General features: G+C 71.8%; 13 protein-coding genes and 2 pseudogenes. 12 read left to right on the top strand and 3 right to left on the bottom strand.

The annotated features are described in order from the left end of the window. Positions 1–79: 79 nt before the first annotated feature. Positions 80–1,531 carry an NAD(P)/FAD-dependent oxidoreductase gene (locus C8250_RS05805; protein ID WP_138353403.1) on the bottom strand — a complete coding sequence of 484 codons (1,452 nt, stop codon included), beginning with the start codon at positions 1,529–1,531 and terminating at the stop codon, positions 80–82. 637 nt (positions 1,532–2,168) lie between these two features. On the opposite strand from C8250_RS05805, the gene C8250_RS05800 reads away from it, so the two are divergent. Next, positions 2,169–3,413 carry a ricin-type beta-trefoil lectin domain protein gene (locus C8250_RS05800; RefSeq protein WP_244808985.1) on the top strand — a complete coding sequence of 415 codons (1,245 nt, stop codon included), beginning with the start codon at positions 2,169–2,171 and terminating at the stop codon, positions 3,411–3,413. Between the two features lie 91 nt (positions 3,414–3,504). Then, positions 3,505–5,669 (top strand): annotated as a pseudogene (locus C8250_RS05795) (RICIN domain-containing protein). An 81-nt stretch (positions 5,670–5,750) separates the two neighbouring features. Here the strand turns inward: C8250_RS05795 and C8250_RS05790 are convergent. Next, positions 5,751–8,485: pseudogene (locus tag C8250_RS05790) on the bottom strand (exo-beta-D-glucosaminidase). A 210-nt stretch (positions 8,486–8,695) separates the two neighbouring features. Continuing rightward, the gene (locus tag C8250_RS05785; RefSeq protein WP_138353405.1) at positions 8,696–9,220 is read right to left on the bottom strand and encodes a hypothetical protein; all 525 of its coding nucleotides are present in this window, start codon (positions 9,218–9,220) and stop codon (positions 8,696–8,698) included. Positions 9,221–9,333: 113 nt separating this feature from the next. Between C8250_RS05785 and C8250_RS05780 the strand changes: the two genes are divergently transcribed. The 10 genes from C8250_RS05780 to C8250_RS05735 all read left to right on the top strand — a co-directional run bounded on the left by C8250_RS05780 (position 9,334) and on the right by C8250_RS05735 (position 20,300). Continuing rightward, complete coding sequence (locus tag C8250_RS05780) at positions 9,334–10,560, top strand: aminotransferase class I/II-fold pyridoxal phosphate-dependent enzyme (RefSeq protein ID WP_138353406.1); 1,227 nt, start codon at positions 9,334–9,336, stop codon at positions 10,558–10,560. Between the two features lie 157 nt (positions 10,561–10,717). After that, positions 10,718–12,052, top strand: a complete 1,335-nt coding sequence (egtA, locus tag C8250_RS05775; protein ID WP_138353486.1) for an ergothioneine biosynthesis glutamate--cysteine ligase EgtA — start codon at positions 10,718–10,720, stop codon at positions 12,050–12,052. Continuing rightward, positions 12,049–13,386, top strand: coding sequence for an ergothioneine biosynthesis protein EgtB (gene egtB, locus C8250_RS05770; RefSeq protein ID WP_244808984.1), 1,338 nt, complete (start codon positions 12,049–12,051; stop codon positions 13,384–13,386). Before egtA ends, egtB begins: the two co-directional genes overlap by 4 nt. Beyond that, positions 13,386–14,138 (top strand): ergothioneine biosynthesis protein EgtC, encoded by a 753-nt coding sequence (gene egtC, locus C8250_RS05765; RefSeq protein ID WP_138353408.1) that lies wholly within the window; start codon positions 13,386–13,388, stop codon positions 14,136–14,138. Before egtB ends, egtC begins: the two co-directional genes overlap by 1 nt. Further along, positions 14,135–15,106: an L-histidine N(alpha)-methyltransferase gene (gene egtD / locus C8250_RS05760; RefSeq protein ID WP_138353409.1), complete on the top strand. Its 972-nt coding sequence runs from the start codon at positions 14,135–14,137 to the stop codon at positions 15,104–15,106. The genes egtC and egtD overlap by 4 nt, the downstream gene beginning before the upstream one ends. Before the next feature lie 166 nt (positions 15,107–15,272). Next, positions 15,273–16,526, top strand: a complete 1,254-nt coding sequence (locus C8250_RS05755; RefSeq protein WP_138353410.1) for a DUF2637 domain-containing protein — start codon at positions 15,273–15,275, stop codon at positions 16,524–16,526. A gap of 182 nt (positions 16,527–16,708) precedes the next feature. Next, positions 16,709–16,864, top strand: a complete 156-nt coding sequence (locus tag C8250_RS05750) for a hypothetical protein (protein WP_187144745.1) — start codon at positions 16,709–16,711, stop codon at positions 16,862–16,864. 73 nt (positions 16,865–16,937) lie between these two features. Beyond that, positions 16,938–17,282, top strand: coding sequence for a hypothetical protein (locus tag C8250_RS05745; protein ID WP_138353411.1), 345 nt, complete (start codon positions 16,938–16,940; stop codon positions 17,280–17,282). 394 nt (positions 17,283–17,676) lie between these two features. Next, entirely contained in the window at positions 17,677–18,843 is a 1,167-nt protein-coding gene (locus C8250_RS05740; protein WP_138353412.1) for a glycosyltransferase, read from the top strand. A 239-nt stretch (positions 18,844–19,082) separates the two neighbouring features. Next, positions 19,083–20,300, top strand: a complete 1,218-nt coding sequence (locus C8250_RS05735; RefSeq protein ID WP_244808983.1) for a glycosyltransferase family 87 protein — start codon at positions 19,083–19,085, stop codon at positions 20,298–20,300. The last annotated feature ends 5 nt before the right edge of the window (positions 20,301–20,305 follow it).

Here is a 20,305-nt window from a genome sequence, read left to right as displayed (position 1 = left end):
CCGCGCCCGCGCCGGAACCCGCTCCGAACGCCTCCTCGGGCGGTCAGGCACGCGCGGCCAGGGCCGCCCGCTGAGCGGGCTACTGCCGGTAGGCCTCCAGCAGGCGCAGCCAGACCTCGCTGATCGTCGGGTAGGCGGGGACGGCGTGCCAGAGGCGGTCCATGGGGATCTCGCCCGCGACGGCCATGGTGGCGGACTGCAGCAGTTCGCTGACGCCGGGGCCGGTGAAGGTGGCGCCGATGAGGTGGCCGCGGTCCAGGTCGATGACGATGCGGGCCTGGCCGCGGTAGCCGTCCGCGTAGAGGGACGCGCCGGCGACCTGGCCGAGGTCGTGGTCGATGACGCGGATCCGGCGCCCGGCGCGTTCGGCCTCCTGGGAGGTCAGGCCGACGGAGGCGATCTCGGGTTCGGTGAACACCACTTGCGGCACCGCCGCGACATCGGCGGTCGCCGTGTGCGGGCCCCACGGTGAGGTGTCCAGCGGCCGGCCGGCCGCCAGGTCGCCGATGGCGGCGCCCGCGATCCGCGCCTGGTACTTGCCCTGGTGGGTCAGCAGCGCGCGGTGGTTGACGTCGCCGACCGCGTACAGCCAGCCGCCGTCGACGGCGGTGACCCGGCAGGAGTCGTCGACTTCCAGCCATGATCCATCGGTGAGCCCGACGGTCTCCAGGCCGAGTCCGTCCGTCCGCGGGGCGCGGCCGGTGGCGAAGAGGACCTCGTCCGCCTCGATCTCCTCCCCGCCCTCCAGGATCACCGTCACCGGTGCGGACGGCGACTCCCGGCGGACGGCCGCCACGTCGACTCCGGTGCGGACGACGGCTCCCGCCTCGGTGAGTGATGTCGCGACGGACTCGCCTGCGAACGGTTCCATCCTGGGCAGCAGTTGGGCGCCGCGCACCAGCAGGGTGACCTCGGAGCCCAGCGCCCGCCAGGCCGTTGCCATCTCGACGCCGACCACGCCGCCGCCCACCACGACCAGCCGGCCGGGCACGGCCGGCGAGGACGTGGCCTCCCGGCTCGTCCACGGGTGTGCCGCGTCGAGGCCGGGCAGCTCCGGCAGGACGGCGCGGCTGCCGGTGCAGACCGCGACCGCGTGCCGGGCGGTCAGCGTCCGCTCCGTTCCGTCGGGTGCGCGGACGACGACCTGGCGCGGCCCGTCGAGCCGCCCTTCGCCGCGTACCAGGTCGACATCGACGGATTTCAGCCAGGCGGCCTGTCCGTCGTCCTTCCAGTGTGAGGCGAAACTGTCGCGCCGGGCCAGCACCGCGGCGGCGTCGAGACCGCCGCTCACCGCTTCGCGGGAACCGGCGACGCCGCGGGCGCCCGCCAGCGCGGCCACCGGGCGCAGCAGCGCCTTGCTGGGCATGCAGGCCCAGTAGGAGCATTCGCCGCCGATGAGTTCGCTCTCCACGACGACGGTGGTGAGGCCCGCGGCGCGGGTGCGGTCCGCGAGGTTCTCGCCCACCGGGCCCGCGCCGATCACGATGACGTCGTACCTCGTGGTCCCGGATGACTGAGGGGAAGGGCTCATGAGAGGGCCTGTCTGCAGGGGGTGGGCGTCCAGAAGTCATCTTCACCCAACGGCCCGGGTACGGCCACCACCTGTCGCGCGGGCGCGGCGGCAGCGGAAAGGCCGTGGTGGGGAGAGTTCCATTTGATTGGTCCAGACCCTTGACGCGACCATGATCACGCGAGTTCAATCACCACTTGAACTAAGTGGTGATAAAAGAAGCCGCGCTTCCGCAACTTCCTTACGCGGCCTTCTCCGGCGGCCGCCGCCGACCCCCCCCACCAGATCACCGGCGGCTCGTCCCACCACAGCTGATGCACGGCCGCGCACCGGCCGTGCACCGGTCGCACCACCGGCCACGACACGCCCGGAGCCGCACCACACCGGGGCGTGCCGCGGCCTGCGCACCACCGGTCAGGACTCCGCCACCCCTGGGGCGGCGGGCACCCCCACGCGCTTCCCGGCGCACGTTCCGAAGGACAGCCATGCCCTGGTCACGCCTGAAGAAAACCCTGGTCGCCGCAGCGATCCCGATCATGTCCGGGGGGGGCTGCTGCTCGGCAGCAGCCCGGCCGCGAACGCCGCCGCCAACCCCGGACCCGGATTCCCCGCGCACTACGCGGCTCCTTACGTCGAGACCTGGAACTCGCCCTCGGCGATGGCCAGTGCGCAGGCCGCCACCGGTCTCAAGTACTTCACGCTCGCCTTCGTCATCGGCGGCGGGTGCAACGCGACGTTCAACGGCAACACCGATATCGGTGACGCCGGTTGGACCAACGCGATCAACAGCCTGCGCGCCTCCGGCGGCGATGTCATCGCCTCCTTCGGCGGCGCCGCCGGAACCGAACTCGGCCAGGCGTGTACGTCGGTCTCCACGCTGCAGGCGCAGTACAAGCGCGTCGTCGACACCCTCAACCTGACCCGGATCGACCTGGACATCGAAGGCGGGGCGCTCAACGACACCGCCGCCAACGACCGCCGCAACCAGGCGCTCGCCGCGCTGCAGCAGCAGTACGCGGCGGCCGGCCGCACCCTCGCCGTCGACTACACACTCCCGGTCAACCCGACCGGGCTGGAGTCGAACTCCATCAGCCTGCTGAACAACGCGAAGAGCCGCGGCCTCAACGTCAGCGTCGTCAACATCATGACGATGGACTACGGGCCCTCGATGGACATGGGCCAGGCCGCCATCAACGCCGCCACCGCCCTGCACGGCCAACTCGGCCAGATCTGGAACACCAAGACCTCCGACCAGCTGTGGGCCATGGAGGGCAACACCCCCATGATCGGGGTGAACGACTCGACCAACGAGGTCTTCACCACCGCCAACGCCACCTCGCTGGAGACCTTCGCCGCAAGCCACGGCATCCAGGAGCTGTCCTTCTGGGCACTGGGCCGTGACAAGGCCTGTGCCAGCAACGGCACCCTGTCCGACAGCTGCAGCGGCACCTCGCAGAGCCCGTACCAGTTCGCCCGCACCTTCAACGCGATCACCGGCAACAACGGTGGCGGCGGGACCGAGCCCACCGGGCGGATCACCGGCATCGCCGGCAAGTGCGTCGACGTGGCGGCCGCGAGTTCGGCCAACGGCACCGCCGTACAGGTCTACGACTGCAACGGCACCGGCGCCCAGAACTGGACCGTCTCAGCTGACGGCTCCCTGAAGGCGCTGGGCAAGTGCATGGACGCCACCGGCCAGGGCACCGCCAACGGCACGAAGATCCAGCTGTGGGACTGCTCCGGCGGCGGTGCCCAGAAGTGGACCCGCTCCGGCAACACGCTGGTGAACCCCGCCTCGGGCCGCTGCCTCGACGCCACCGGGCAGAGCTCGGCCAACGGCACGCGCCTCCAGCTGTGGGACTGCGCGGGGTCGGCCAATCAGCAGTGGGTGCTCCCCAGCTGATGACCGCCGCACCCCACAACGACAGGAGTACTCCGTGACCGCACGACACTCGAACCATCCGCTCACCGCCCGAAGAGCGGCACCCCTGGCGCTGGCGTTCGTCGTCCTCGCCCTGACCTGTTGGACGCTCCTGGCGCCGGCCGGCAAGGCGTCGGCGGCGGCCCTGCCCACCGGGCCGGTCATCGTCGCCAACAAGAACAGCGGCCTGTGCGCGGACGCCCGCGCCGCCTCGACGGCCAACGGCACCGCCGTGCAGCAGTACACCTGCAACGGCACCGCCGCGCAGCAGTGGCAGTTCCAGGCCACCAGTGACGGCTACGTCCGGGTCAACAGCCAGGGCAACGCCGCCCAGGTGTGGGACGTCGCCGATGTCTCCACCGCCGACGGCGGCCTGATCCACCTGTGGACCTACGGCGGCGGCAACAACCAGCAGTGGCTGCCGGTCGAGGAGACCGGCGGCTCGTACCACTTCGTCAGCCGCAACAGCGGCAAGTGCCTGGATGTGCCGAGCGCCTCGACCGCCAACAGCGTCCAGCTGCAGCAGTGGGCCTGCAACGGCACCACGGCCCAGTCCTTCCAGGTGACCCCGGTGACCGGCACCCCGCCGGACAACCCGCCCGGCACCCCCGACCTGGGCCCGAACGTCTCCGTCTTCGACCCGTCGATGTCCGCGTCGACGATCCAGAGCCGGCTGAACACCGTCTTCAGCCAGCAGGAGACCAACCAGTTCGGCGCCAACCGCTTCGCGCTGCTGTTCAAGCCGGGCACCTACAACGCCGACGTCAACGTCGGCTTCTACACGCAGGTTGCCGGTCTCGGCCTGTCGCCCGACGCGGTCACCATCAACGGCGGTGTGCACGCGGAAGCCGACTGGTTCCAGGGCAACGCCACCCAGAACTTCTGGCGCTCCGCCGAGAACCTCTCCGTCAACCCCACCTCGGGCACCGACCGGTGGGCCGTCTCGCAGGCCGCGCCGTACCGGCGTATGCATGTGCGCGGCAATCTCGCACTGGACGACGGCGGCTGGTCCAGCGGCGGCTTCATGGCCGACTCCAAGGTCGACGGCCAGGTGCGCTCCGGTTCGCAGCAGCAGTGGCTGTCACGGAACAGCCAGTGGGGCAGCTGGACCGGATCCAACTGGAACATGGTCTTCGTGGGCGACACCAACGCGCCCGCCAACACCTTCCCCAACCCGCCCTACACCACCGTGAACCAGACCCCGGTCACGCGGGAGAAGCCGTTCCTCTACATCGACGCGTCGGGCGCCTACCAGGTGTTCGTCCCCGCGCTGCGGTCGAACTCGCAGGGCACCACGTGGGCCAACGGCACGGCCGCCGGCTCCTCGCTGCCCATCAGCCAGTTCTTCATCGTCAAGCAGGGCGCGACCTCGGCCGACATCAACGGGGCCCTCGCGCAGGGCAAGGACCTGCTCTTCACCCCGGGCGTCTACCACCTCAACGACACGATCAGGGTGACCCGTCCTGACACCGTCGTCCTCGGCCTGGGCCTCGCCACGCTCGTCCCGGACAACGGCGTGACCGCGATGTCGGTCGCGGACGTCGACGGAGTGAAGATGGCCGGACTGCTGATCGACGCCGGTTCGGTGAACTCCGCGACGCTCATGCAGGTCGGCCCGGCCGGCTCGAGCCAGAGCCACTCGGCCGACCCGACCTCCCTGCACGACGTGTTCTTCCGCATCGGCGGCGCGGGCGTCGGGAAGGCCACCCAGAGCCTGGTGGTCAACAGCTCCAACGTCATCGGCGACCACATGTGGCTGTGGCGGGCCGACCACGGCAGCGGCGTCGGATGGACGTCCAACACCGCGGCCACCGGCCTGGTGGTGAACGGCAACAACGTCACGATGTACGGGCTGTTCGTCGAGCACTACCAGCAGTACCAGACCATCTGGAACGGCAACGGCGGCCGCACGTACTTCTACCAGAACGAGCTTCCCTACGATCCGCCCAACCAGGCGGCCTGGATGAACGGCGGCACCAGAGGCTACGCCGCCTACAAGGTCGGGGACTCGGTCACCAGCCATGAGGCATGGGGATTCGGCAGCTACTGCTATTTCAGCAGCAATCCCGCGGTCGTCGAGGAACACTCCTTCGAAGTACCGAACACCTCGGGTGTGAAGTTCCACAACATGGTGACCGTCTCCCTGGGCGGCACCGGAACCATCAACCACGTCATCAACTCCACCGGCGGCCCGTCCAACTCGGCAGCAACGTCGCCGACCTCGTCAGCTACCCGTAAGCCCACGATGCCGCGCCCGGCCGCTGTGACCAGCGGCCGGGCCGGCATCCGTGCGTAGCGGCGGCTACCGGTTCGCGGGGACTACCGGTTCGCGGGGACGGTGGCGGTGGCGGTGTTCCAGCCCGAGACCCGCACGCGGGGCGCCGAGCCGTGCAGGTCCGCGGTCCGGTACGAGGCGGTGAGCGTCACCGACTCGCCGGGCCAGAGACTCACCTCGTTGTCGGACCAGGTCACCGGCAGCACCGGGGCGCCGGCGCCGTCCACCAGATGGACGTCGGTCAGCAGCGCGGGCGCCTTGCCCGTGCCCGTGTTGCTGAGGGTGACCGCGGTCGTGGACGTACCGTCGCTTCCTGCGGTGGTCCGTGCCGTCGCGGTGACGGTGGCCGGGGCCAGGGAGCTGAGTCCCTTGAGGTCGGCGTAGGCGGTCGTGGGGGTGTAGTACCAGTCAGTGTTGTTCCAGTCCAGGACGTCCTGCCGGGTGGAGAGCCAGTACACGTTGCGGCTGACCTCGGCGCCCGAGGAGTCCGTCAGCACCAGCTTGGCCAGATAGGTGGTGGACAGCCCGCTGACCGTGGCCGGCACGGTGAGTGCGGTGGTCTTGGCGCCGTCGCCGCCGACGGTCAGTCCGGTACTGGTCCTGTCGTACTTCATGGTCCCGTCGGTGTTGTACAGGCTCACCCGGGCGGTCAGTCCGGACGCGGGCGCGTGCCGGTTGTTGACCAGGACCACCGAGCGGGAGTCGTACGAGTACTGGACGTGCAGCGGTTCGTTGGCCTTCTTGGCGCCGAAGTAGGCGCCGCCCTGGTCGAGATAGCGGTCGACGAGCTGCCAGTGCAGTGAGGTCCAGCCGCTGTTGAACATCCAGTAGATGACTCCGGTGGCCGGCTGGGAGCTGTCGGAGGCGTTGCGGCCGTAGGACTCGAACTGGGCGCGTACGGCCTCGTACTGGGCCAGCTGCGCCTTGCGGACGTAGTCGTCCAGGCCGGTCGGCTTGCCGTAGCGGCCGGTCAGCGCGTTGCCAAAGAGCTTGAGGTCCTTGAAGGTCGACGAGGGCGAGCGGTGGTACTGCGGGGCGGTGGGGTCCTTCCAGAGGGTTTCGAGTTCGGCGGGGGACAGCGTGCGGCGCAGTGTGTCCATGGTGGGGATGTCGGGACCGGCGCTGGTCTCGGAGTTGAAGCCGGTGGCGCCGCCCTCACGTTTGGCGTACCAGTAGTTGGGCGGCACCCAGTCGTAGGGCCCGCTCATCTTCATGCCGGACGGACCCGACAGCGGCGCGGAGTTGGCGGAGGCGGCCGCGACCACGGGTGTCGGCCAGTCGGCGGCCTTCAGAGCGTCGACGTACCCCTTCTCGATGGTGGCGTCCGGGGCGAAGTCGCTGCCGATGAGGAACGAGATGACGCTGGGGTGGTCGCGCAGCCGGGCGGCCTCACCGGCCATGGACGCCTTGGCGACGGGGTAGTCGGCCGCGGTCCACTTGTCGCCGGGCTCGCCGCCGTTGACGTTGCCCTCCCACTTGTCGCAGCACTCCCAGCCGGGCATCGTCAGGATGCCGTACCGGTCGGCGAGGTCTAAGAACTCGTCCGGTTCGATATGGCCTTCGAGCCGGATGGTGTTGAGGCCCAGATCCAGCGCGTACCGCAGCCGGTCCTCGGTGTACGTGCGGTCCCAGCGCAGGAACACGTCGGGTGACCAGCCGCCGCCCTTGATGAGCAGCTTGCGGCCGTTGACGGAGTACTGGCGCGCGCCGTTGCCGTCCACCGGTGCCTTGACGTCCCGGATGCCGAAGCGCTCCTGGGCGCTGTCCGAGGCGGTGCCCGAGACGGTGGCGGTCAGCTGCAGGTCGTACATCGCCTGGGCGCCCAGGCCGGCCGGCCACCACACCGCCGGCTGGTTCAGCCGCAGTTGGGGGTAGCCGGACGGCGCGAAGGCGACGGCTTTCGTCTGGTGTGCCGCGAGGCTGACGTTCTGGCTGAAGGTGATGGCGCCGATCGTGCCGGACACGGTCGTGGTGACCGGGTCCGCCGAGTCGTTGCGGACCTGTGCCTTCACGGTCAGGTCGGCCGAGCCGAGGGACGGCAGCGCCAGCGCGGTGACCACATGCGCGTCCCGCAGCGCCACCGGTCCGCCGCGGCGCACCAGGACGTCCCGGACCAGGCCCATGTTCTCGTCGGGCGGCGGCTGGAGCCAGTCGATCCACCCCATGGTCAGGTTCTTCCGCGGATCGTTCGGCTGGACGAGGAAGGCGACGGTGTTGGTACCCGCCGTGACCTGCGCGGTGACATCCAGCTCATGCCGGGTGTAGGCGCCCGACACCGCGTCCTTGGTGGCGATCCGGACGCCGTTGACGTACACGTCGGCGGCGGAGACGACGCCGCTGAAGTCGAGATAGGTGCGCGCGGACGTGTCGCTGACGGTGAAGTCGGAGCGGTACCACCACGGGACGGCGAAGTCCGCGGTGGGGATCTTCTTGAGGTTCTGCGAGTAGAACGGGTCCGCGTAGCGGCCGGTGGCGAGCAGTGCCGCGAGCACGGTGGAGCGCGGACCGGCCGGGAACCAGCCGGCGGCCGGGTAGCCGGGCGTGGAGACCGCGGTGGGGGGTCGGCGACCTTGGCGGACGACTGGATGGCGTAGCCGGTGAGGGCGGTCGCCGAGCCCGGCCCCGACGCGGTCGCGGTGACCGGTGCCGCCGGGCGGGCGGCGGCGGGGACAGGGGGAGCTGCGTTGGCGGGGAGGACGAGGGCGAGGGCGAGACCGAGGACGGCGAGTGCCGCCGCGGTGGCCTGCCGTCGATGGTGTGGTGCCGGACGGAGGAACACGCTGGATCTCCCAGTGGCTCGTGGGGGGTTCGCGCCTGGGCAGGGGTGCCGAGTTTTAAGTTAAGGAACTTTACCAATGCGGTTCCCCTGAATTTAAGGAGCCGGGCAGGCCGTGTCAACGGCGCCTGGGAGACATGCGCGTGCCGACGCGGTCCCGCGGTGGCGGGACGGCGCCGGCACGAAGGGGTGTCGGTCCGCGGCGGACGGGTGTCAGTCGGTGTCGGGCCCCTGTGCGCGCACCTGCTCGACGTGCTCCAGGGAGCCGCGCAGGTCGCCGAGCCACTCGTCGGCGTTGCGCTGGACCAGCCGTACGCACCAGGCCAGCGCGTCGCTGCGGCTGCGGGCCACGCCCCCGGCGATCAGCGTGTCGAGCACCTGGCGCTCGGGCTGGCGCAGCCGCGTCATGACCGGCGCGGCGACCGTGGTGTACCAGCTGCGGGTGTCCGCGCACTGCACACCCCACGACACCTTGCGCCCGTACTTCTCCTCGGCCTCCCGGGCCACCTCCATGCGGGCGCCGCGGGTGCGCCCGCGGAACTCCGCGATGCGTCCCTCCTGGGCCGCGTCCCGCTCCGCCTGTGAGACGCCGGCGGCCAGTTCGGGCTCGGGGATCCGGCCGACGACGGTGATCTCCTCCCGGTCGACGGTGACGTCCAGGAGCTCGGTGAACAGTCCTTCCGGCAGGCGCCCGGCGAACCAGCCGCGTACCGCTTCACGATCCTTCGCTGTAATCATGTAATCAAAATTACTCCTCCGGATCGGAGGGGCAAGCGATTTTCGCTGTTTACTTCGACTGGACGGGTAGGCAGGGACGGACGGGCTGGTCGGCGGCGACGACAGGGAGACCGATGGACGGCGGACGCGGGCTGGACCGGACGGGCACCCGGAGCGTGAAGTGGCTGACCGCGGGCGTGGAGCAGGACGCCGGGCGGATCCCGCTGGGCGTGGCCGATATGGACCTGCCGGGATTTCCGGCCCTCTACACGGCGCTCCGGGACCGGCTGGACCATCGCGCGCTGGGGTACACCCGGGCCGATCCCGCCGCCCGGGAGCTGGTCGCACGCTGGTACGCCCGCCGCCACGCGGCCGCGATCGACCCCGACTGGGTGGTGCTGCTGCCGTTCGGTCCCCGCACCGCGGTACGCGTGCTGCTCGACGCGGCCGCGGCCGGCCCGGCGCCGCGCGGCCCGGTGCTGACGCCGACGCCCGAGTACGGCGGCTTCTCGGCCGTCGCCGGTGCCGCGGGCCGGTCCGTACGGGAGATCCCGTTCGACCGGACGGGCGGCGGATACCGGCTGGCCGTGGACGGGTTCGCCGACGCGTGCCGCCGGGAACCGGGCGCCGTGGTGGCGCTGAGCAGCCCGCACAATCCCACCGGTCGGGTCTGGGACGCCGCGGAACTGCATGCGCTCGCCGCGGCGGCGGCCGACTGCGGTGGGCTGCTGATCAGCGACGAGGTGCACTGCGAGATCGTGCATCCCGGGCACCGGCACATCACCGCCGTCCACGCCGCCGGGGAGTTCGCGCGGCACACCGTCGTCGTCCACTCGGTGGGCAAGGCGTTCAACGTCAGCGGCCTGGCGGACGCGTTCCTCCTCGTGCCCGACGCCGACCTGCGGCGACGTGTCGTCGCCACGCTGGAGGGATGGGGCTTCTTCGAGGGCGGCCGACTGCTCGGGGCGCTCGCCCAGGAGGTCGCGCTGGAACACGGCGAGCCGTGGCTGCGTTCACTCACTGCCGGGCTGACGGACCGGCGGGACCTGATCGTCACCCGGTTGGCGGACGCGGTTCCCGGAGCGGTCGCATGCGTGCCGGAGGCGTCCTTCCTGCTGTGGCTGCGCGGAGCGGCTTTCGGCGGCGCCCTGCCGCAGGGTGTCGCGCCGCATGCCGGGATCCGCGAGGTGCTGCTGGCCGCGTGCGGGGTGGAGTTGACGGACGGCGCCACGTTCGGGGCGGCGGGGGAGGGCTACGCACGCCTGAACTTCGCGCTGCCGGAGCCGGCGCTCGCCGAGGCGGCCGACCGGATCGCCCGTTTCGCCGAAAAGCGGCCGGGAATGCGGTCGGGGGACCGGTGACGCATGCGGGGGGCATGTGACGCAAGAGAACACCGGCCAAAAAGTGAACATATTCGAACAAACCATAAGAAAAAGTGAGCGCGATCGGCCGTAGTGAGGCACATTGGTTAGCGGCCGTTACAACGGCCCGATGGGAGACATCACCATGCGCCATGACATGGCAGGCACCGCCAGGCGACCGGCCCGGCGGCAGCCCGGTTCCGCCGGACCGGTCACCGAGGCAGAGGCCGAGCTGTTCATCCACGGCATCTGTTTCAAGACCGGCCCACCGACCAGGATCGGTACCGAGCTCGAGTGGTTTCTGCATGACGCGCACGACCCGGCCCTGCACATCGACCCCGGCCGGCTGGCAGACGCCGTCAGCGGCCTGGAACAGCTTCCGCTGAACGCCGGGCTCACCCGTGAGCCGGGCGGCCAGATAGAACTCAGCTCCCGCCCCGCCGACTCCCTCGCGCAGTGCGTCGAGGAGACCTCGGCCGACCTGGCCGCCGTCCGCGGCCATCTCAAGGCGCGGGGCCTCGTCGCCGCAGGCCACGGCCACGATCCCTACCGCACACCGCGCCGCATCCTGGACCTCCCGCGCTATGTCGCGATGGAGGAGTACTTCGACCGGGCGGGCACCGCCGGCCGTTCCATGATGTGCAGCACCGCCTCCGTGCAGGTCTGCGTGGACGCGGGCACCGACAGCCCCGGCCCGCACGGCATCCGTTCCCGCTGGCGGCTGGCCCATCTGCTCGGCCCCGTCCTGGTCGCCGCGTTCGCCAACTCACCGCTGCGGCAGGGCCTCCCCAGCGGCTGGCGGTCCACCCGGCAGGCCGTGTGGTCGCTGATGGACACCGCCCGCACCCTCGCCCCGCCGCTGGACCGTGAACCCCGCGCCGCCTGGGCCCGGTACGCCCTCGACGCGCCGGTGATGTGCATCCGGCAGGAGGACGGCCTGCCCTGGACCGCACCCACCGAACTCACCTTCCGTGACTGGATCGGGAACGGCGGCCCGGCCGGCTCCGCACCCACCCTCGACGATCTGCGCTACCACCTGACCACCCTGTTCCCGCCCGTCCGCCCGCAGGGCCACCTGGAACTGCGCATGATCGACGCGCAGTCCGGCGAGGACGGCTGGATCGTGCCACTGGCCGTGGTCACCGCCCTGTTCGACGACCCCGTCGCCCACCAGGCGGCGCTGCAGGCCCTGCTGCCGCTGGGCGTGGGCGGCCCGCCCGCCCCGCGCAACCCGTTGTGGGTCCGCGCGGCCCGCCGCGGCCTGACCGACCCGGCCCTGCGCAGGGCTGCCGACGCCTGCTTCCGGGCCGCCCTCGACGCGCTGCCACGGATCGGCGCACCCGCGCACGTCCAGGCCACCGTCACCGAATTCGCCGAGCGCTACATCGCGCGCGGCCGATGTCCCGCCGACGACCTGATCGACCAGGTCCGCTCCGCGTCCGGCCGCCCGCCGGCCCGGACCGGCACGCCGACCAAGGAGGACCGCGCGTGAACGACAGCACCGCCCCCGGACCGGACGAGGACGCGCTGCGCGCCCGCATCGCGGCGGCCCTGACGACCGCGCGCGCCCGCACCCGGACCCTGACCGAATGCGTCGACGACCCGGACCTCACCGCCCAGCACTCACCGCTGATGTCACCCCTGGTCTGGGACCTCGCACACATCGGCAACCAGGAGGAGCTGTGGCTGCTGCGCACCGTCGGCGGCCACGAGCCGATCTTCCCCAGTGAGATCAACTCGCTCTACGACGCGTTCGAGCACCCCCGCGCGGAACGGCCCCGGCTGCCCCTGCTGCCGCCCGGTGAGGCCCGCGGGTACAACCACGAGGTCCGCGGCCGGGTCATGGACCTCATCGAGAAGACCCCGCTGCACGGCAGCGGCCTCCTCGTCGCGGGATTCGCCTTCGGCATGGTCGCCCAGCACGAGCAGCAGCACGACGAGACCATGCTGATCACCCATCAGCTGCGCACCGGCCCCGCCGTCCTCAGCGCCCCGTCGCCGCCCGCCGCGCCCGCCGACGCCGCGACGCTGCCGCGCGAGGTCCTGGTGCCCGGCGGACCGTTCACCATGGGCACCTCCGCGGAACCCTGGGCGCTGGACAACGAACGCCCCGCCCACAGCGTCCAGGTCGACGCCTTCCACATCGACACCACGCCGGTCACCAACGGCGCCTACCTGGAGTTCATCGCGGACGGCGGCTACGACGACCCGCGCTGGTGGACCGGTCCCGGCTGGGAGCACCGGCAGCGGGCCGGGCTGTTCGCCCCGCTGTACTGGAGCCGGGAAGGCGGCCAGTGGCTGCGCCGGCACTTCGGCGTCACCGAACCGGTGCCCGCGGACGAGCCCGTCCTGCACGTGTCCTGGTACGAGGCCGACGCCTACGCCCGCTGGGCCGGCCGCCGGCTGCCCACCGAGGCCGAGTGGGAGAAGGCCGCCCGCCACGACCCGGCCACCGGCCGCTCCCGGCGCTACCCGTGGGGGGACGAGGACCCGGCACCGGAACACGCCAACCTCGGCCAGCGGCACCTGCGGCCCGCCCCCGCCGGCAGCTACCCCGCCGGAGCCTCCCCGCTCGGAGTGCGCCAGCTCATCGGCGACGTCTGGGAGTGGACCGGCAGCGACTTCCTGGCCTATCCCGGATTCGCCGCGTGGCCCTACCCGGAGTACAGCGAGGTCTTCTACGGCGGCGACTACAAGGTGCTGCGTGGCGGAGCGTTCGCCGTCGACCAGGTCGCCTGCCGCGGCACCTTCCGCAACTGGGACCACCCCGTACGCCGGCAGATCTTCTCCGGCTTCCGCACCGCCCGCTCCCAGGACAGCCGCTGATGTGCCGGCATCTGGCCTATCTCGGGCCGCCCGTCGCGCTGCGCACCGTGCTCACCGAGCCGGAGCACAGTCTGTACCGGCAGTCCTGGGCGCCCCGCGAGCAGCGCCACGGAACGGTCAACGCCGACGGATTCGGCGTCGGCTGGTACGCGGACCGCGATCCGGTGCCCGCCCGCTACCGCCGCGAAGGACCGATCTGGGCCGACGCCTCCTTCCCCGACCTCGCCCGCGTCATCAGCACCGGCGCGCTGCTGGCCGCCGTCCGCTCCGCGACCGAGGGCGGTGCGGCGGGAGAGAACGCCGCGGCGCCGTTCGCCGCCGACCGATGGCTCTTCAGCCACAACGGGGCGCTCACCGGCTGGCCCGCGACCCTGGAGCCCGCCGCCGCGCGGCTCTCCGCCGCGGAACTGCTCTCCCTGGACGCGCGCTGCGACTCCGCGTTCGTCTGGGCCCTGGCACTGCACCGGCTGCGGGCCGGGGAGCCGCCGGGCGACGCTCTCGCCGGCACCATCGCCGACCTCGCCCCGCACGACCGGGGGCGCCTCAACCTCCTTCTCACCGACGGTGCCGTCATCGCCGCCACCACCTGGGGCGACACCCTCTACTACCGCCACGAGCCGGGCCGTTCGGTCCTCGTCGTCTCGGAACCCCACGACGACGAGGACACCTGGGTCAGGGTCCCCGACCGGACCCTGCTCGTCGCCACCCCCGACGAGATCCAGCTCACGACGCTCAAGGAGCCGAACCGTTGAGTACCTTCACGCTCACCCGCCGCCTGCCCGCCGACGCCACCGCCGACGCCCTGCGCGCCGACGTACGCGAAGGGCTCACCGCCGACCCCAAGTGGCTGCCGCCCAAGTGGTTCTACGACGCCCGCGGCAGCGAGCTCTTCGAGGAGATCACCCGGCTCCCGGAGTACTACCCGACCCGGGCGGAACGGGAGATCCTGCAGACCAGAGCGCAGGAGATAGCCGCCGCCACGGGAGCGGCCACCCTCATCGAGCTCGGCTCCGGATCGTCCGACAAGACCCGGCTGCTCCTCGACGCGCTGCTCGCCGCCGGGACGCTGAAGACGTACACACCCGTGGACGTCAGTGAGGCGGCCCTGCAACAGGCCGGGGAAGCGCTGCTCAAGGAGTACCCCGGGCTACGTGTCGACGCCCTCATCGGCGACTTCCTGGGCGACCTGCGGGTGCCCGGGGCCGAGGGGCCGCGGCTGGTGGCCTTCCTCGGTGGCACCCTCGGCAATCTGCTGCCCGCCGAACGCGCCCGCTTCCTGGCCGCGGTCCGCGCCGGACTCGCCCCCGGCGACGCGCTGCTGATCGGCACGGACCTGGTGAAGGACGAGGCCACCCTCGTCGCCGCCTACGACGACGCGGCCGGGGTGACCGCGGAGTTCAACAAGAACGTGCTGCACGTCATCAACCGCGAACTCGGCGCCGACTTCGACCCGGGTGAGTTCGACCACATCGCTCTGTGGGACCGGCAACACGAGTGGATCGAGATGCGGTTGCGGGCCCGCTCCCACCTGACGGTGAAGATCCCCGAGCTCGACCTCGCGGTCACCTTCGAGCCGGGCGAGGAGATGCGCACCGAGATCTCCGCGAAGTTCCGCGAGGAGGGCCTGCGCGAGGAGCTCGACGCCTCCGGGCTCGACCTGCGCCACTGGTGGACGGACACGGGCGGCAGGTTCGGGCTGTCGCTGTCCGTCGCCCGGTAACGGCGCTTCTCCGCGGACACCGTGACCGGCTCCCGCACCGCCCTCGGCGGTGCGGGAGCCGGTCTCATGTCAGGGGTGTTCGAGGGGTGTCACTTCCGGCGGGCTCGGCCCATGAGACTCTGGGCACCGCTGAACTGATGTACGACACCTACAGGAGGGGTCGCGGGTGCCCGCGATACGTTTGACCCGGACGCACCGGATTCTTGTCGGTGTGGTCGTCGCCGGTGCGGTGGTGATCGCCGCGATCGGTTTCGCGGGATCGTATGCCGCGGTGCGGGAGCTCGCGCAGAACAAGGGCTTCGGCTGGTTCGCGAACGTCTTCCCGATCGGGGTGGACGCCGGGATCGTGGTGCTGCTGGCGCTGGATCTGCTGCTGACGTGGATGCGGATCCCGTTCCCGCTGCTGCGCCAGACCGCGTGGCTGCTGACCGCCGCGACCATCGCGTTCAACGGCGCGGCCGCCTGGCCCGACCCGGTCGGGGTCGGCATGCACGGCATCATCCCGGTGCTGTTCGTCGTCTGCGTCGAGGCCGCCCGGCACGCGGTGGGCCGGGTCGCGGACCTGACGGCCGACAAGCACATGGAGTCGGTCCGCCTCACCCGCTGGCTGCTCGCCCCCTTCCCCACCTTCAAGCTGTGGCGCCGCATGAAACTGTGGGAGCTGCGCTCCTACGACCAGGTCATCCGCCTCGAGCAGGACCGCCTCGTCTACCAGGCCCGCCTCCAAGCCCGCTACGGCCGCGCCTGGCGCCGCAAAGCACCCATCGAAGCCCTCATGCCGCTGCGGCTGGCCCGCTACGGCATCCCCCTCGCCGAAACCGCCACCCTCGGCCTCGCCGCCGCCGGCATCACCCTTCCCACCGTGCCCGCCGTCACCGCCGGCCCCGGGGGACCGGACGGCGCCACCGCTGAGGCCGCCGCAGAGGGCGAGGACGCCGGAGCCACGCGCCATGAGCAGTCCGCCGCCCCCGGCCCGGACAGCGTCGACGGCCGGGCCCACCCCGGACAGCCGGCGGAGGACGACGGGAGCGACGGATACGAGAACCTCTGGTTCACCCCGGTCCCGGTGCTGCCCACGGACGAGTCCGGCGAGCTCGGCGCGTACCCGGCGCCGGACGACCGCACGGCGCCCGAGCCGGAACCGGTGGCCGCGCGAGAGCAGCCGGCCGCGGCGCCCGCGGGTCCCGCCGGCGCCGCCTCGCGCCTCGACACCATTTACGCCGCGTTCGTCGAACTGACCGACGCCCTGGGCCAGTACCCGACCTTCGACGATCTCGCGAAGAGTCTCTTCGTCCGCTACAACGTCTCCGGCCGCGGCGGTCAGCCGTTGAGCCCCGACAGCCTGCGCCGCTATGCCGGCCAACTGCGGGAACGCTACGAGGAGGAGCGCTCGGGAGCGGAATACGGTGTGGAGGTTTGAGAGCAACCTCCCCCGGAGGAGTGACCGTTGCGGGAAGTTGTCCTCCCGGACGCCGACGGGCTGGGACACTCCGGTAAGAGCGGTTCGGCATGATCCGGTAGCAATGCGTTGTATTGACGGGTTCGCCTCACCCGCCGCCATCTGCCCCGCGCAGCCGGCGAGACAAGGAGGTGGCGGCGCTGGTGATCACGGCTCTGGAGTGGCTCGGCCTGTGGGTCGGCGTCAGCCTTGCCGCGGGCCTGTTGATCGCCGTGGCCGGATATCGTCGCAACACCCTGCGCCGCCGTGCCGAGGAGTCCCGCCGGATCGACCCGCCGGACGGCGAGCCCCAGGACTGACGTGCGGATCTGCCTCCGGACGAGGGGGCCCGGCACGCTATCGCGACGGCGTTCCGTGCGCAACACTGGATCCATGACGCCCGAGCAGCAGCGTGTTCTGGACACGATCGCGTTCCGGCTTGCCGCACGACTGGGCATCGACCGGGCCGAGGCCCGGATCGCGGTCGAGGACGCGGCCGACCGGCGCGGTCCCCATCTCGCCGAGGTCGACGCGGAGTTCCGTGCCGTGGCCGCTGAGCTGGCCGCCGCCGGGCAACCGGCCGCCCGGTTCGCCGCGGCGCTCCACCGGGCCGCCCGGCGCAGCGTCCGCGACGCGGTCCGGGAACGGGAGCGCGGCAAGCGCTTCGTCGCCCGGCATCCGGACCTGGTCGCCCTCGACCACCGGCTCGACCGACTCTACGAGCGCCCCACGTCCTGACGGCGGTCGCCGCCGCCTCAGTGCGCTACCCGGCGCCGTGCCCGCGCTCCGCCACCGCGTGGCCGAGTTCCGTGCGGCGGTGGCGGATCTCGTGCCGGAGGCGCTCGCCGACGACGAAGCCCGCGTCCCGCAGCACCGACAGGTGCTCCGATACGGTGCCGCCCGCGAGGCATGGCGGTGGGCGAGCGCGGAGGTCGAGGCGGGTTCCGTCAGGCCGGTCAGCAGCGCGGCCCGGGTGCGGCCGATCAGCCCGGCTGCTGGTGGAGCCCGATCCCGCCGAGTAGCGCGGCTCGCCCTGGGCCGAGCCCGCTGTCCGGTCGTGGACCGTCCCCCGTCTCCCGCTCGCGGAACGATGGCATGATGTCGACCTTCGCGAGCGAGAGGGGACGCCACCGTGCGCATTCTGTTCACCTTCGTCGGAGGGAACGGCCACTTCGAACCGCTGATCCCGATCGCGGACGCCGCACGGGAGGCCGGCCACACCGTCGTGTTCACCTGCCGTCCCAGCATGGCCAGGACGGTGGCGGCGGCGGGATTCGACGTCCTGGAGGAGGACACCGGCCGCGAATGGCAGGCGGAGCGGCGTCCGCTCCTCGCGGTCAGTACCGAGCGCGAGGACCAGGTCCTGCGGGACGCCTTCGCCGGCCGGATGGCGCGTGAGCGCGCGGCGAGCGGGGTCGACCTGTATGCCGCGTGGGAGCCCGATCTGCTGGTGTGCGAGGAGATGGACTTCGGCAGTGTGGTCGTGGCCGAGCGCCTGGGGCTGCCGTACGCGCGCGTGCTCGTCATAGCCGAGGGCTCGTTCGTCCGGCACCACCTGATCGCGGAGCCGCTCAACGAGTTGCGCGCCGAGCACGGCCTGCCCGCCGACCCCGGGCTGGAGATGCTCGGCCGCCACCTCGTCCTGGCGCCCTTCCCGCCCGGCTTCCGGCACCCGGACTTCCCGCTGCCGCCCACCGGGCAGGCGCTCCGGCCGCGCGGCCTCGACGCGGTGGCGGAGGAGGCCGTGCCGAAGTGGATCGGGGAACTGGACGACGCTCCGACCGTCTACTTCACCCTCGGCACCGTGTTCAACGTGGAGTCGGGGGACCTCTTCGCGCGGGTGCTGAAGGGGCTGCGGGATCTGCCGGTCAATGTGGTCGTGACGGTCGGCAAGGACATCGACCCCGCGGAACTCGGACCGCAGCCCGGCCATGTGCGCATCGAGCGCTTCGTCCCGCAGGCGGCGCTTCTGCCGCACTGCGACGTGGTCGTCTCGCACGGCGGGTCCGGGAGCGTGATCGGCGCGCTGGCGTACGGTCTGCCGTCGGTGCTGATCCCGATGGGCGCCGACCAGCCCCAGAACGCGGCCCGTTGTGCCGCGCTGGGCGTCTCCCGCGTGCTCGACGCCGTGTCGGCCACCCCGGACCACGTCCGCGAGGCGGTCGTCGAGGTACTGGCGGACGCGTCCTACCGGCTGGCCGCCGAAGGACTGCGGGACGAGATCGCCGCCCTGCCGGGCGCCGACCGGGCCGTCGCGCTCCTGGAAGACCTGGTGGCGGAGCAGGGCCTGCCCGGCTGAGCCGCTGAGCAGGCTGAGCTTTGGTGAACGATTTCAGCGTGTTGGTCATTTTGGCAGCTTTTGTGATGTTTTAGCGTCGGAGGTGGTGTGGTTGGCGGGTGGCGTGGACTGTGGAGGTTCGGGTGGCGTCGTGCGGTGAGGCCGAGTGCACGGGATGTGCGTGCGAAACGGACCGGGAGCGTACGGCGCCTGCTGGATTCGGCATCGGGTCCCGCTGGTGGCCGCTTGCGGCCTACTGGGTGGCCTCGCGGCTGGTGATGCTGGCCATGCTGCGCACCGGGCGCGGGGACATCGCGGAAGAGGTGCACTGGCTGTACACGCGCTGGGCCGGCGAACTGGCGGCCGGATCGTTCCCGGCCGGGGACGTCACCTGGCAGTACCCACCGGGCGCGGGGCTGGTCATGCTCGCGCCCCGTCTGCTGCCCGTGGTGTCGTACCTGCAGGGATTCGTCGCACTGATGGTGCTGGCCGACGCCGTGGTGGTGCTGGCCCTGGTGCGCGCCGCGCGCAGTGGCGGTCCGGCCGGCGGGTCCGGCAGCGCGGCCGGCGCCTGGCTGTGGGCCGGCGGTCTGCCCCTGCTGCTGGCACTGCCCTTCGCGCGGTTCGATGTGGCGGTCACCGCGCTGGCCGTGCTCTCCCTGCTGGTCATCGGCCGGCGGCCGTGGCTCGGCGGCACTCTCGCCGGGCTCGCCGCGATGATCAAGGTGTGGCCGGCGCTGATCGTGCTCGGCACCCCCAGGGGCCGGTCCACCCGCCAGGCCTGGAGCGCGGTGCTGGGGTCCGCGGCGGTGCTGCTGACGGTGCTGGCGCTGGGCTTCCGCGGGACGTTCGGATTCCTGTCCTCGCAGGGCAACCGGGGCGTCGAGGTCGAGTCGATGGGCGGCACCCTGCTGCACCTGGCCCGGCTGGGCGGCTGGCCCGGCCGCGTCAGGATGCACTACGGCTCGTTCGAGTTCCTCGGCCCCTACGTCTCCAGCGTCGCCCGCGGCTCCCTGCTGCTGACCGCGGTGGCGTTCGGATGGCTGCTGCTGTGGCGCTGGCGGGCCAGGGTCTGGAGCGAGGCCACCGTCTACGACGCGGCCCTGACGGCGGTGCTGCTGTTCACCTCCACCAGCCGGGTGATCAGCCCGCAGTACCTGATCTGGCTGATCGCCCTCGCCGCGGTGTGCCTGACGGTGCGCGGCACCACCCAGCGCCCGGTGGCGGTACTGCTGCTCCTCGCCACCGCCGTCACCGCCGTGGACTTCCCGCTGTTCTTCGGCGCGGTGCTGAACAGCTCCTGGCAGGGCGTTGCCGTCCTCTTGGCGCGCAACAGCCTGCTGGCGGCCGCGACGCTGCTGTCGTGTGTACGGCTGTGGCGCGCGGCGGTCCCGTCCGGCCGGACCTCCCGTGCGACCGGACGCCGTGCCGGACTGCGGCAGGTACCCCTGGAGAGCGGGGCCGTCGGCGGCAGCTGACCCCA

The organism is Streptomyces sp. So13.3 (assembly GCF_005860785.2).
Taxonomy (GTDB): Bacteria; Actinomycetota; Actinomycetes; order Streptomycetales; family Streptomycetaceae; genus Actinacidiphila; species Actinacidiphila fildesensis.
Note: the sequence above shows the minus strand (reverse complement) of the source record. Positions and strands in the feature narration are given on the sequence as shown.